The organism is Musicola keenii (assembly GCF_014855505.1).
GTDB lineage: Bacteria > Pseudomonadota > Gammaproteobacteria > Enterobacterales > Enterobacteriaceae > Musicola > Musicola paradisiaca.
In genome coordinates this window covers 138,482-152,180 of the sequence record NZ_JAAWVW010000006.1, presented here as the reverse complement: position 1 = coordinate 152,180, position 13,699 = coordinate 138,482, and the positions used below count along the sequence as shown (strand labels likewise).

Here is a 13,699-nt window from a genome sequence, read left to right as displayed (position 1 = left end):
AACTGTAGCAGGAAAGGAACAGCATGACAGATGTAACCGTAAAATCGCTGGCCGAAGAGATTCAGACTCCGGTTGACCGCCTGATACAGCAGTTTGCTGATGCGGGGATCACCAAGTCTGCCGCTGATTCTGTAACCCAGTCTGAGAAAGAAACTCTGCTGGCTCATCTGAATCGCGAACGTGGCAGTGCTTCCGGGAAACTGACGTTGCAGCGTAAAACCCGTAGCACATTAAGCATTCCCAGCACTGGCGGAAAGAGCAAGTCAGTGCAGATTGAAGTCCGCAAGAAACGCACTTATGTAAAACGCGATCCTCTTGAAGATCAACAGATTACAGAGGAAGAGCAGGCGCAGCGTGAAGCGGAAGAACAGGCACGACGTGCTGCCGAAGAACAGGCTAAACGCGACGCTGAAGAAAAAGCGAAGCGTGAAGTGGAAGAGAAGGCAAAACGCGCTGCTGAAGAGCAAGCCAAACGCGAGGCCGCTGACAAAGCGAAGCGTGACGTAGCGGAAAAAGAAAAAGTGAGCAATCAACAAAACGAGAGTATGACCAAGGCGACCCATGCTGAGAAAGTGCGTCGTGAAGCTGAAGCAGCTGAGTTAAAACGCAAAGCTGAAGAAGCATCTCGTCATAAGGTCGAAGAGGAAGCGCGTCGTATCGCTGAGGAAGCTCGTCGGATGGCGGAAGAGAATGCCGGACGTTGGGAAAACGAACGCGAAGATCTCGAAGACGTCGATTACCATGTGACGACGTCTCATCACGCTCGTGAAGCGGAAGATGAGAACGATCGTCAGGTTGAGGGTGATCGTCGGGGACGCGGCCGCAGTGGCAAAGTGACCAAGCAGAAGAAAGGCAATCGTCTTTCTGAATCCAAGGCCGATCGTGAAGAAGCGCGAGCTGCAATTCGCGGTGGTAAGGGTAAACGCAAAACCAGTCTGCTACAGCAGAGCTTCAACAAACCTGTCCAGGCAGTTAACCGCGATGTGATGATTGGTGAAACCATCACTGTTGCCGAACTGGCGAACAAGATGGCGGTGAAAGGTTCTCAGGTTATCAAAACCATGATGAAGCTAGGGGCGATGGCAACCATCAACCAGGTTATCGATCAAGAAACCGCCCAGCTGGTTGCGGAAGAAATGGGTCACAAAGTGATTCTGCGACGCGAAAACGAGCTGGAAGAAGCGGTAATGAGCGACCGTGATACCGGCGTTGCTGCTGAATCGCGTGCTCCGGTTGTAACTATTATGGGTCACGTCGACCATGGTAAGACCTCACTGTTGGACTACATCCGTTCTACCAAGGTTGCAGCGGGTGAAGCAGGCGGGATTACCCAGCATATCGGTGCGTACCATGTCGAAACGGACAACGGTATGATCACCTTCCTCGATACCCCGGGGCATGCGGCGTTTACTGCTATGCGTGCGCGTGGCGCCCAAGCGACGGATATCGTAGTGCTGGTCGTTGCTGCCGATGATGGTGTGATGCCCCAGACCATTGAAGCTATCCAACATGCCAAAGCAGCCAAAGTGCCGGTGGTTGTCGCGGTGAACAAGATCGACAAACCTGAAGCGGATCCGGATCGCGTCAAGAATGAACTGTCCCAGCATGGCGTTATTCCAGAAGAGTGGGGTGGTGAATCTCAGTTTGTGCATGTTTCTGCGAAAACCGGCATCGGAATTGACGAATTGCTGGAAGCCATTTTGTTGCAGGCTGAGGTTCTGGAACTGAAGGCTATTCGCAGTGGTATGGCGAGCGGCGTGGTGATCGAGTCCTTCCTGGATAAAGGCCGTGGTCCAGTTGCGACGGTTCTGGTTCGTGAGGGAACGTTGAACAAAGGCGACATTGTGCTGTGTGGTTTTGAATATGGCCGCGTACGTGCGATGCGTGATGAGTTGGGACGTGAAATCACCGAAGCGGGTCCGTCCATTCCGGTGGAAATTCTTGGGTTGTCGGGTGTTCCGGCGGCAGGTGATGAAGCTACTGTTGTGCGTGACGAGAAAAAAGCGCGTGAGGTGGCCCTTTATCGCCAAGGCAAGTTCCGTGAGGTGAAACTGGCACGTCAGCAGAAGTCCAAGCTGGAAAATATGTTTGCCAACATGACCGATGGCGAAGTTTCCGAGCTGAATATCGTGCTGAAAGCGGATGTACAAGGGTCGGCGGAGGCTATTTCCGATTCTCTGCAGAAACTGTCCACTGATGAAGTCAAAGTCAAGATTGTGGGCTCCGGTGTGGGCGGTATCACAGAAACCGATGCTACGCTGGCAGCTGCATCCAATGCGATTATCCTTGGATTTAATGTGCGTGCCGATGCGTCTGCTCGTCGTGTGGTGGAAGCTGAAAGTCTGGATCTGCGCTACTACTCCGTTATTTATGACCTGATCGACGAAGTTAAACAGGCGATGAGCGGTATGCTGGCTCCTGAATATAAGCAGGAGATCATCGGTTTGGCCGAGGTTCGCGATGTGTTCAAGTCGCCGAAGTTTGGCGCTATCGCCGGTTGTATGGTGACGGAAGGTGTTGTCAAACGTCACAGTCCAATCCGTGTGCTGCGTGACAATGTGGTGATCTATGAAGGCGAATTGGAGTCCTTACGTCGTTTCAAAGATGACGTGAACGAAGTTCGTAACGGGATGGAATGTGGTATCGGCGTGAAGAACTACAACGATGTCCGCACTGGTGATGTTATCGAAGTGTTTGAGACTATCGAGATCAAACGCACGATCGATTGATCCCAAAGATAGTTCATCCATATATTCACTCCGGGGGGCCTAGTGCCCCCCGGTTTTTCCCTGAGGTTTTATTATGGCCAAAGAATTCAGCCGCACGCAGCGTGTGGCTCAGGAGATGCAAAAGGAAATTGCTATCATCATTCAGCGCGAGATTAAGGATCCGCGTGTGGGGATGGCTACGGTATCAGGCGTTGATGTATCGCGCGATCTGGCTTATGCCAAAGTGTTCGTTACGTTCCTGAATGACAACGAACCCGAACAGATCAAACACGGGATCAAAGCGTTGCAGGATGCATCCGGTTTTATTCGTATGTTACTGGGCAAAGCTATGCGCCTGCGGATTGTTCCGGAGCTGACGTTCGCGTATGACAACTCACTGGTAGAAGGGATGCGTATGTCTAATCTGGTGAGCAATGTTGTTAAGCGCGATGCAGAACGCCGTTCTTCCTCTGATGACCATCAGGAGGAGTGATGGGGCGTCCTCGTCGTCGTGGTCGAGATATTCATGGGGTGTTGCTGCTGGATAAACCGCAGGGGGCTTCATCCAATGATGTATTGCAGAAAGTAAAACGGATTTTTAACGCCAACAAAGCGGGACATACCGGCGCACTGGATCCGTTAGCGACCGGGATGCTGCCTATTTGTCTGGGGGAAGCGACCAAATTTTCCCAGTACCTATTAGATTCCGACAAACGTTATCGGGTAATTGCTCGTTTGGGGCAACGTACTGATACGTCTGATGCGGATGGCAACTTGATTGAGGCTCGCCCGATCACGTTTTCCACCGATGCATTGAACCAGGCGTTGGATAGTTTTCGGGGAACGACGCTGCAGGTGCCTTCCATGTATTCGGCATTGAAATATCAGGGACGGCCGCTGTATGAATATGCCCGTCAAGGCGTGGTTGTACCGCGCGAAGCGCGTGAAATCACGGTGTATGAATTGCAGTTTATCCGCTGGGAAGCCGAAGCGCTTGAGCTGGAAATTCACTGTTCCAAAGGGACTTATATTCGTACCATTATTGATGATTTGGGCGAAAAACTGGGGTGTGGCGCGCATGTGAGCTTTCTGCGCCGTTTGCAAGTAGCCACTTATCCGGTTGAACAGATGGTAACGTTGGAACGTTTACAACAGTTGCAGGTTCAGGCTGAGGAAGAAGGTCGTCCGATCGGTGAAGTGCTGGATAGCCTATTATTGCCGATGGACAGTCCCGCACAGGCATTTCCCGTCGTCAACTTGTCTGCTGTTGTCGCCGGGTACTTAAAGCTGGGGCAGCCCGTTCGTGCGCCGGGCGTACCTTCTTCCGGGCTGGTTCGTATCACTGAAGGTGATGCACACAAATTTATTGGTATGGGTGAAATAGACGCTGAAGGTCGCGTCGCTCCACGCCGGCTGGTTGTTGAAATGCCAGCAGCCATTGACGTGTGAGCGCCTTGCGATCGATTGGCTCGGCAGGTAGAATAACGCGGCTTAAATACTGGGTAGCTGAATTAGAGATCGGCACCCTTCTTTAAATTTACTGTATTTTGGAGTTGATTATGTCTCTAAGCGTTGAAGCTAAAGCGAAAATTGTTGCGGAATTCGGCCGTGGTACTAATGACAGCGGTTCTACCGAGGTTCAGGTTGCTCTGTTGACTGCTCAGATTAACCATCTGCAGGGTCACTTTGCTGAGCACAAAAAGGATCACCACAGTCGTCGCGGTCTGCTGCGTATGGTTTCTCAGCGTCGTAAGCTGTTGGACTATCTGAAGCGTAAAGATCTGGCACGCTACACCACCCTGATTGAACGTCTGGGTCTGCGTCGCTAATTCGACGAGTTTCGGTAGAAAGGGGCCTTAGTGGCCCCTTTCTTCTAGGAAGTGCTGGCAAAACAGAGTAATGTATCGCTGTTTGCGGCAATGAGGATTCGGAATTACAAAGATTCGCGCGGCTAATGAGAAGCTTTACCTGTAGTTATTCGCATATTTGCAGGATGAAGGTTGTCATTAGTCGCGAGGGTGTAATGGCCGGATCGGGTATTAACTGGTCGTCATGCAAGATGAAGAAAGACATGGCGTACCTCTGGTGAAGGATATTATTTTGCTTAATCCGATCGTGCGTAAGTTCCAGTATGGTCAGCATACTGTAACACTGGAAACCGGTATGATGGCTCGTCAGGCTACCGCTGCCGTAATGGTTAGCATGGATGACACTGCGGTATTCGTAACCGTGGTCGGCGCCAAACACGCCAAACCGGGCCAGGACTTTTTCCCGCTGACAGTTAACTATCAGGAGCGTACTTACGCTGCCGGCCGTATCCCCGGAGGTTTTTTCCGTCGTGAAGGCCGTCCTAGTGAAGGTGAAACGCTGATCTCCCGTTTGATCGACCGTCCGATTCGTCCTCTGTTCCCGGATGGTTTTGTTAATGAAGTGCAGGTTATCGCCACCGTGGTTTCCGTTAATCCGCAGGTTAACCCGGATATCGTCGCCATGATCGGTGCTTCCGCTGCGTTGAGCTTGTCCGGTATTCCGTTCAACGGCCCGATCGGTGCCGCTCGTGTGGGTTACATCAACGATCAGTATGTGCTGAATCCGACTCAGGATGAGCTGAAGCAAAGCCGTCTTGATCTGGTTGTCGCTGGTACTGAAGGTGCCGTGCTGATGGTGGAATCCGAAGCTGACTTACTGACGGAAGACCAGATGCTGGGTGCGGTGGTTTTCGGTCATGAGCAACAACAAGTGGTTATTGAAAGCATCAAGTCCCTGGTTGCTGAAGCAGGTAAATCCAAGTGGGATTGGCAGCCGCCGGAAATCAACGTTGAACTTCAGAACCGCGTTAAAGCATTATCCGAAGCTCGTCTTGGCGATGCGTATCGCATTATCGAGAAACAGGAGCGTTACGCTCAGGTTGACGTCATCAAGTCTGATGTCGCCGCCGCTTTGCTGGCGGAAGATGAAACACTGGATGAAAACGAAATCCGCGATATTCTCGGCAGCATTGAAAAGAATGTGGTTCGCAGCCGTGTTCTGCGTGGCGAACCGCGTATCGACGGTCGCGAAAAAGATATGATCCGCGGTCTGGATGTACGTACCGGCGTGCTGCCGCGTACTCACGGTTCTGCATTGTTCACCCGTGGTGAAACTCAGGCGTTAGTGACCGCGACGCTGGGTACCGAGCGTGATGCGCAAATCATCGATGAGCTGATGGGTGAACGTACCGATCGTTTCCTGTTGCACTATAACTTTCCTCCGTACTCTGTCGGTGAAACCGGTATGGTGGGTTCGCCCAAACGCCGTGAAATCGGCCATGGACGGTTGGCCAAGCGTGGCGTGTTAGCGGTGATGCCGAAGCCGGAAGTCTTCCCGTACACCGTACGTGTCGTGTCTGAAATTACCGAATCCAACGGTTCTTCTTCCATGGCTTCCGTCTGTGGTGCCTCTTTGGCATTAATGGATGCCGGAGTACCGATCAAGGCTGCTGTTGCTGGTATAGCCATGGGACTGGTGAAAGAGGGCGACAGCTATGTCGTATTGTCCGATATCCTGGGTGATGAAGACCACTTGGGTGATATGGACTTTAAAGTTGCCGGCAGCCGTGAGGGCGTCACAGCTCTGCAAATGGATATCAAGATTGAAGGTATCACACGTGAAATTATGCAGGTTGCCTTGAATCAAGCGAAAGGCGCGCGTCTGCATATCCTGGGTGTGATGGAGCAGGCTATTAGTACACCGCGTGGCGAGATTTCCGAATTTGCTCCACGTATCCATACCATCAAGATCAGCACCGATAAGATCAAAGATGTTATTGGAAAAGGGGGTTCTGTCATTCGCGCGTTGACCGAAGAAACCGGTACGACCATCGAGATCGAAGATGACGGTACAGTGAAGATCGCCTCCAGTGATGGCGACAAGGCTCGCGAAGCTATTCGTCGTATCGAAGAAATCACTGCTGAAATCGAAGTGGGTCGCATTTATCAGGGTAAAGTGACGCGCATCGTGGACTTTGGTGCTTTCGTCGCTATCGGCGGTGGTAAAGAAGGTTTGGTGCATATTTCTCAGATTGCTGACAAGCGCATCGAGAAAGTCGCCGACTATCTGCAATTGGGTCAGGAAGTCCCGGTTAAGGTGCTGGAAGTTGATCGTCAAGGACGTGTCCGCCTGAGCATTAAAGAAGCTACTGTTCAATCTCAGGAAACAACTCCGGTTTCTGAAGCGGAATAATAGCGAATAATCGATTGGCAGCTCCTTACGATGTGAAGGAGCTGTGTGTATTATAAGGAATGGATATCCTTATTTTTAGCAGTCGGGGACAGGATGTTCATCAAATGTTTGTCTTCGGGAGTGGGAAATGAAGCCTTTCTTGCGCTGGTGTTATGTTGCGACAGCGATCATGCTGGCAGGATGCAGCAACACGGATTGGCGTAAAGATGCACTATTGGCTGTTCCGTTACAGCCGACACTGCAACAGGAAGTCATTCTGGCACGCATGGAACAGATTCTGGCAAGCCGGGCTCTCACTCCTGATGAACGAGCACAGCTGTTATATGAGCGTGGAGTGCTGTATGATAGCTTGGGGTTGCGGGCATTAGCGCGAAATGATTTTTCACAAGCGCTCTCTATCCGCCCTGATATGCCGGAGGTATTTAATTATCTCGGCATTTATTTGACGCAGGCAGGCAATTTTGATGCTGCCTATGAAGCGTTTGATTCTGTACTAGAGCTTGATCCAACTTACAATTATGCGCGTTTGAATCGGGGCATCGCATTGTATTACGGCGGTCGCTACCAGTTGGCGCAGGATGATTTGCTAGCGTTTTATCGCGACGATCCTAACGATCCTTTCCGTTCTCTGTGGCTGTATCTTGCAGAGAGAGAAATCAATCCCCAGCAGGCTAAAGCTGCGTTAAGAACGCGCTATGATGGGGCAAAGAAAGGCATATGGGGATGGACAATAGTCGAATTCTACCTGGGCGACATCAACGAGAAGACGTTGATGAAGCATGTGCAGGAAGAAGCTAAGGATAACACTTCGCTCGCCGAGCATCTCAGTGAAACTGACTTCTATTTAGGTAAGCACTACCTAAGTCTGGGGGACAAGAACACCGCCGAGGCGTTGTTCAAGCTGACGGTCTCTAACAATGTCCATAACTTTGTTGAGCACCGCTATGCATTGTTGGAATTGGCGCAGTTAGGCCAAGAGCAAGACGACCTATCAGGATCGGACCAGCAATAGCTGACGAACACCTTTCAGCCTGAAATCATGACGATTTCTATCGCCTTAGCGGGCGAGGCTTTTTTGTTCGCTTTTTAATCCAATTTGAGCCGGTTCACACTTTTCAATGAAAATGATTGAGTATTTTCTCGACAAGTTATGTAGACTGGCCGCCATTTTGAAGTGAGGCACGTTTACATGGCAGAGTTTGAAACCTCTTTTGCTGATCTGGGGCTTTCCGCTCCTATTCTTAACGCCCTGTCGGATATGGGATACGAAAAACCATCCCCTATCCAGGCAGAATGTATTCCCCATCTGCTCAACGGTCGCGATGTGCTGGGTATGGCACAGACCGGGAGTGGTAAAACAGCGGCATTTTCTCTGCCGTTGCTGAACAATGTTAATCCAGAACTGAAGGCCCCTCAGATTCTGGTGCTGGCGCCTACCCGCGAACTCGCGGTACAAGTAGCCGAAGCGTGTGGCGAATTTTCCAAGCATATGCATGGCGTCAATGTAGTCGCTTTGTATGGCGGCCAGCGTTATGACGTACAATTGCGTGCGCTGCGTCAGGGCCCACAGGTTGTGGTGGGTACGCCTGGACGTCTGTTAGATCACCTGAAACGCGGTACGTTGGATCTGTCCAACCTGAGCGGCCTGGTTCTGGATGAGGCCGATGAAATGCTGCGCATGGGGTTCATTGAAGATGTAGAAAACATCATGGCGCAGATTCCGGATGGCCACCAGACTGCTCTGTTCTCCGCCACCATGCCGGAAGCGATTCGCCGCATTACTCGTCGGTTCATGAACGATCCGCAGGAAGTCCGTATTCAGTCCAGCGTGACCACCCGTCCAGACATCAGCCAGAGTTATTGGACGGTGTACGGCATGCGCAAAAATGAAGCGTTGATCCGTTTCCTGGAAGCGGAAGATTTCGACGCGGCGATTATTTTCGTGCGTACCAAGAATGCTACGTTGGAAGTGGCTGAAGCGCTGGAGCGCAGTGGTTATAACAGCGCTGCATTGAACGGCGACATGAATCAGGCACTGCGTGAGCAGACGCTGGAACGCCTGAAAGATGGTCGTCTGGATATCCTGATCGCGACTGATGTCGCCGCGCGTGGTTTAGATGTAGATCGTATTAGTCTGGTGGTTAACTACGATATTCCGATGGACGCCGAATCCTATGTGCATCGTATCGGCCGTACTGGTCGTGCGGGTCGTGCGGGTCGTGCATTGCTGTTCGTGGAAAATCGTGAGCGTCGTTTGTTGCGCAACGTTGAACGCACCATGAAGTTGACTATTCCGGAAGTGGAACTGCCGAATGCGGAACTGCTGGGGCAGCGCCGTCTGGCCAAGTTCGCCGCCAAGGTACAGCAACAGTTGGAAAGCAGCGATCTGGATCAATACCGTGCACTGTTGGCGAAGTTGCAGCCGTCTGAAGAACTGGATGTGGAAACACTGGCTGCTGCTCTGCTGAAAATGGCGCAAGGCGAGCGTCCACTGATTCTGCCGCCGGATGCGCCGGCGCGTCCGCGCCGTGAATTCCGTGAGCGCGACGATCGTTTCGAACGTCGTGGCGATCGTAATGATCGGGGCCCGCGTAGTGATGAACGCCCGGCTCGTCGTGAGCGCCGTGATGTCGGTGAAATGGAACTGTATCGTATTGAAGTGGGACGTGATGACGGTGTAGAAGTTCGTCATATCGTTGGCGCGATTGCCAACGAAGGGGACATCAGCAGTCGTTATATCGGTAACATCAAGCTGTTTGCTTCCCATTCCACCATTGAGCTGCCGAAAGGTATGCCGCGTGAACTGCTGTCGCACTTCACCCGCACACGTATCCTGAACAAGCCGATGAACATGCAACTGTTGGGCGATGCCCAACCGCATGAACGTCGTGAACGTCGTGAAGGCGGCGAACGTAGCGGCGGTCGTGGTTTCAATAGTGAACGCGCCGGTAACGGTCGTGGCCGTCCGTTTGGCGGTGAGCGTCGTGAAGGTGGCGAGCGCCGCAGTGGCAACCGTGACGGTCAGCGTGCTCCGCGCCGTTTCAATGATGCCTGATACTTGAGCATGAAGAACCAACCCGCCGTCAGGCGGGTTTTTTTATGGCACATCGCGCCTTATGGATTAACGCTCCGGGATTAACGCGAACGGGTTGACAGCGTTTGGTATCTGTTCTGCAGGGCTAAATCAGAGTCGCTTTCTTTGAAGAGAATGCCGTTCGGCGCAGTGTGATTGCGCTGGCAACCCGTTGGGAAGATTCTCTGCGGAATGTCTCATCCTGACGGCCAGCCCCGCTGGCGCAGTGAGAGCATGACGGCCATTGATTATTCGGCTGTTTATAGGGATATCCGGGCGCTGCAATGCGCAGAAAACCCTTCCATCTTGCTTAAACGAATAACTTCCCTGTTTTTGACGATGATTTTCCTGTCGGCTTACATTATTCCCGGACGGCGAACGCTGCGGTATAGCGTGACCGGCGCTGATTTACCGCATACTGTCTTCTTTCGCCAGCTCTTCCCGCAACTCGGCCACAATACGAAATGAGTGCAGGCGGGCCTGATGGTCGAAAATCTGGCCGTTGATCATCAATTCGTCAGCTTGTGTTTCCCGGAGTAATGCTTGCAAACCATGGCGGACTTTTTGTCGGTCGCCAACCACCGACAGCCGCAACGTCTGCTCAACGGCGAATTTTTCGCCGGGCGTCCAGATGTAGGACATATTTTCCACCGGTGCGGGGAGCGGCCCGGGAGTTCCCCGCCTCAGGTTGATGAACTGCTGTTGCAGCGATGTATACAGGAATTGGGCCTCCTGCTCGCTATCGGCGGTGACCACATTGACGCACACCATGCTGTAAGGTGCCGACAAGCTACCGGAGGCTTTAAAGTTATCGCGATACAGCTGTAATGCCGGCAACAACATGTCCGGCGCGAAGTGGGCGGCGAAAGCGAAAGGCAGGCCCTGCGCAGCGGCAAGCTGTGCGCTGTATAGACTAGATCCCAGCAACCAGACGGGAATATTGAGGCCCTGGCCGGGAACTGCACGTACCGCCCGATCCGGTTGCTCCGGTCCTAGGTAGTCGAGCAGTTCCTGCACATCCCGCGGAAAGTCATCGAGATTGGCGTCAAGGTGGCGGCGCAGAGCGCGCATGGTGGTGGGATCCGTGCCCGGTGCTCGCCCCAGCCCCAGTTCAATACGATTGGGATAAAGAGACGCCAGTGTGCCGAACTGTTCGGCAATCACCAGTGGTGCATGGTTGGGTAGCATAACGCCGCCGGAACCGACACGAATATGCTGAGTTCCACTGGCGATGAATCCCATCAGTACCGCAGTCGCGGAGCTGGCGATACCGGGCATATTGTGGTGTTCGGCCAGCCAATAACGTTGATATCCCCATTGTTCCACATGTTGGGCCAGCGCGAGTGAACGCTGGAACGCATCATGAGGGGTATTACCCTGTGGAATGGGTGCCAGATCGAGAACGGAAAAAGGTATGGCGGCGGTCATAAGCGTCTCTCATGGATGAAAAGCGGAATACAGACGAAATGATAGGTGAGATTGAACGCCGGAGACGAACTCTGCGTGCGCCTGCCGGGACGATAACGAAGGGGCTGTGGCAGAAAGGTGAGGCCAGTACGGGAGATTTCAGGCCGGACAACCATGAGCGGTGGCGGCAACTGAATGCGGGCAACGAATAAGCCGTTGCCCGAAGAACATCAGGGAACCAGTTCCAGCCCGGCAAGGCGTTTCCAGTAGCCATTGCACTCGGCCTGATTTTCCAACGTAAGCGGATGTCCGCCCTGTTCATTAGCGCGGAACCTGTCGAGCATCTGCAGCGTGTCGAAGCCCTGTGGCGAAAGCCGGACGATATCTACCAGACCCTGCATCGAGGTCAATTCATTACCGAGGTTGTAGCAGTAACCGCTCTGTGTCTGGATGCCGTTGAGCACGAAAACGTGCTGATTCTCCTGCGACAAAACCTGACGCCCCTGCGGATAGTGGATGCAGCAGGTTTCGCACTCGTCTTTGGCGCGGTTTTCCGAACGAGCGGTGAAGCAGCGAGCGGAGTAGGCCAGCGGCAGGTGGCCGTAGCTCAACACTTCTACGTCGAACTGATGGCGGAAGCCCAGCTCGTCGCACTGATTGAGCAGACACTGTAGCCAGTCGCGGGACAGTTCCACCGGCATGCACCAGCGCACCATGCCTTGGCGGTGCAGCAAGCGCAGCGTATAGGCGTTGTAACAGTTCAATGCGTGGCCGGCAACGAACGGTAAATGGCGTTCAGCCGCCATGTTGACTGCGCCTAAATCGTTGGCCTCCAGCAAAAACTCACCGTTTTCCACATAGCGTTTCAGCTCGTTCAGTTCAGAGGGGGCTTGCAGTAAAGCTAAAGTCGATATCACCACCTGTTTGCCGGCGGCGGTAATGTCACGCGCCAGTGCGAGCCAATCGTTCACTTTCATGCTGCGGCGTTTACTGCAGACAGTCTCGCCCAGATAAATGATATCGGCGTTGCTGGCGATTGCCGCCTGATAAAAGGTCTCAATCTCGGCTTTGGGCCAGTAGTAGAGAATGGCGCCCAGTGAGTATTTCATTGTATATCCCGCTTCTACTGCCATTGACGATGATAGGCGCCCAACGTGGTCTGGGTGCCTTCCGATACCGCGCCGAGCGCGTCCATCCAGGCCTGGGTTGGCACGAACTGCTCCGGCGCCGCGCGGCAGCGATCGATGGCCTGACGCCACACCTGCGTAACCTGGCTGACGTATGCTGGGCTGCGTTGGCGTCCTTCGATTTTCACCGAAGCGATCCCCGCCGCCATCAGTTCCGGCAGCAGCGCCAGCGTGTTGAGGCTGGTGGGCTCTTCCAGCGCATGGTAGCGTTGACCACCCACCAGATAGCGTCCTTTACACAACGTCGGGTAGCCCGCATTTTCATTTTCCTGATACCGGTCGATCAACACATCGTTGAGACGAGATTCCATACCTTGCGCGGTCTGTTGCCAGCGCACAAAGCGGGCAGGCGAGCAGGCGCCTACGGTATTGGGTGATTCGCCGGTCAGGTAGGAAGAGAGATAACAGCGGCCTTCGGACATGATGCACAGGCTGCCGAAGGCGAACACTTCCAGCGGCACCGGGCTGGTGCGCGCCAATTGTTTAACCTGATGGATGGAAAGCACGCGCGGCAGCACGATGCGGGACACCGCAAAATTGCGTTGGTAGAAGCGGGCCGCTTCCTCATTGGTAGCGGACGCTTGTACCGAGACGTGGCGTTCGATATGCGGATAGCGCTGTGCTGCATAATCCAGCATCGCCAGATCCGCTAGAATCAGCGCGTCCGCGCCGGATTGCGCCGCCATATCCACAGCGCGCTCCCAGCGGAGATAACCATCCGGATGCGCGAAGGTATTAATGGCGATGTGCAGTTTGCGCCGGTGGCGATGCACATAGTCGCTGGCTTCCTGTAATTTTTTATCCGTGAAATTGAGGCCGGCGAAATGTCGGGCGTTGGTATCGTCTTTTAGCCCGATGTACACCGCGTCAGCACCGTTTTCGATAGCGGCTTTCAATGCCGGCAGATTACCGGCGGGGCAAAGCAATTCCATACTGGCTTCCTTCCGCCACGCCCGCAAAGCGGGGGGCTGATGATGCAGGCAGACTGATCCACATTGTTATCAGTCGATGCAGGTTTTTAACGAATAGGGGATCTTAGTTAACCTGTCAGGGCGGGACTTTGATTTAAACCAGCATATCGTGAGATGAAACGGCAATTGGCG

General features: G+C 53.2%; 11 protein-coding genes. 8 read left to right on the top strand and 3 right to left on the bottom strand.

Going from position 1 to position 13,699, the window contains the following annotated elements; translation table 11 throughout:
- Positions 1-23: 23 nt before the first annotated feature.
- The 8 genes from infB to HEP82_RS08390 all read left to right on the top strand — a co-directional run bounded on the left by infB (position 24) and on the right by HEP82_RS08390 (position 9,984).
- Positions 24-2,729 (top strand): translation initiation factor IF-2, encoded by a 2,706-nt coding sequence (gene infB / locus HEP82_RS08425; protein WP_192457673.1) that lies wholly within the window; start codon positions 24-26, stop codon positions 2,727-2,729.
- Between the two features lie 73 nt (positions 2,730-2,802).
- Complete coding sequence (gene rbfA, locus HEP82_RS08420; RefSeq protein ID WP_192457672.1) at positions 2,803-3,201, top strand: 30S ribosome-binding factor RbfA; 399 nt, start codon at positions 2,803-2,805, stop codon at positions 3,199-3,201.
- Positions 3,201-4,157 (top strand): tRNA pseudouridine(55) synthase TruB, encoded by a 957-nt coding sequence (gene truB, locus HEP82_RS08415; RefSeq protein WP_192457671.1) that lies wholly within the window; start codon positions 3,201-3,203, stop codon positions 4,155-4,157. The genes rbfA and truB overlap by 1 nt, the downstream gene beginning before the upstream one ends.
- Before the next feature lie 110 nt (positions 4,158-4,267).
- Entirely contained in the window at positions 4,268-4,537 is a 270-nt protein-coding gene (gene rpsO / locus HEP82_RS08410) for a 30S ribosomal protein S15 (protein WP_012771120.1), read from the top strand.
- 271 nt (positions 4,538-4,808) lie between these two features.
- Positions 4,809-6,929 carry a polyribonucleotide nucleotidyltransferase gene (gene pnp, locus HEP82_RS08405; RefSeq protein WP_192457792.1) on the top strand — a complete coding sequence of 707 codons (2,121 nt, stop codon included), beginning with the start codon at positions 4,809-4,811 and terminating at the stop codon, positions 6,927-6,929.
- A gap of 127 nt (positions 6,930-7,056) precedes the next feature.
- Positions 7,057-7,941: a lipoprotein NlpI gene (gene nlpI / locus HEP82_RS08400; protein WP_015855003.1), complete on the top strand. Its 885-nt coding sequence runs from the start codon at positions 7,057-7,059 to the stop codon at positions 7,939-7,941.
- Between the two features lie 106 nt (positions 7,942-8,047).
- Positions 8,048-8,107 carry a protein YrbN gene (gene yrbN / locus HEP82_RS20225; protein ID WP_107760761.1) on the top strand — a complete coding sequence of 20 codons (60 nt, stop codon included), beginning with the start codon at positions 8,048-8,050 and terminating at the stop codon, positions 8,105-8,107.
- Between the two features lie 11 nt (positions 8,108-8,118).
- Positions 8,119-9,984, top strand: coding sequence for a DEAD/DEAH family ATP-dependent RNA helicase (locus HEP82_RS08390; protein WP_192457670.1), 1,866 nt, complete (start codon positions 8,119-8,121; stop codon positions 9,982-9,984).
- A 426-nt stretch (positions 9,985-10,410) separates the two neighbouring features.
- Here the strand turns inward: HEP82_RS08390 and HEP82_RS08385 are convergent, their stop codons facing one another.
- From HEP82_RS08385 to ubiU, 3 genes are all read right to left on the bottom strand, one after another.
- Positions 10,411-11,430 carry a luciferase-like monooxygenase gene (locus tag HEP82_RS08385; protein WP_192457669.1) on the bottom strand — a complete coding sequence of 340 codons (1,020 nt, stop codon included), beginning with the start codon at positions 11,428-11,430 and terminating at the stop codon, positions 10,411-10,413.
- Positions 11,431-11,639: 209 nt separating this feature from the next.
- On the bottom strand, positions 11,640-12,518 hold the full coding sequence (locus HEP82_RS08380) for a U32 family peptidase (protein WP_192457668.1): 879 nt from the start codon (positions 12,516-12,518) through the stop codon (positions 11,640-11,642).
- A 14-nt stretch (positions 12,519-12,532) separates the two neighbouring features.
- Positions 12,533-13,528: a ubiquinone anaerobic biosynthesis protein UbiU gene (ubiU, locus tag HEP82_RS08375; RefSeq protein ID WP_015854999.1), complete on the bottom strand. Its 996-nt coding sequence runs from the start codon at positions 13,526-13,528 to the stop codon at positions 12,533-12,535.
- Between the last annotated feature and the right edge of the window lie 171 nt (positions 13,529-13,699).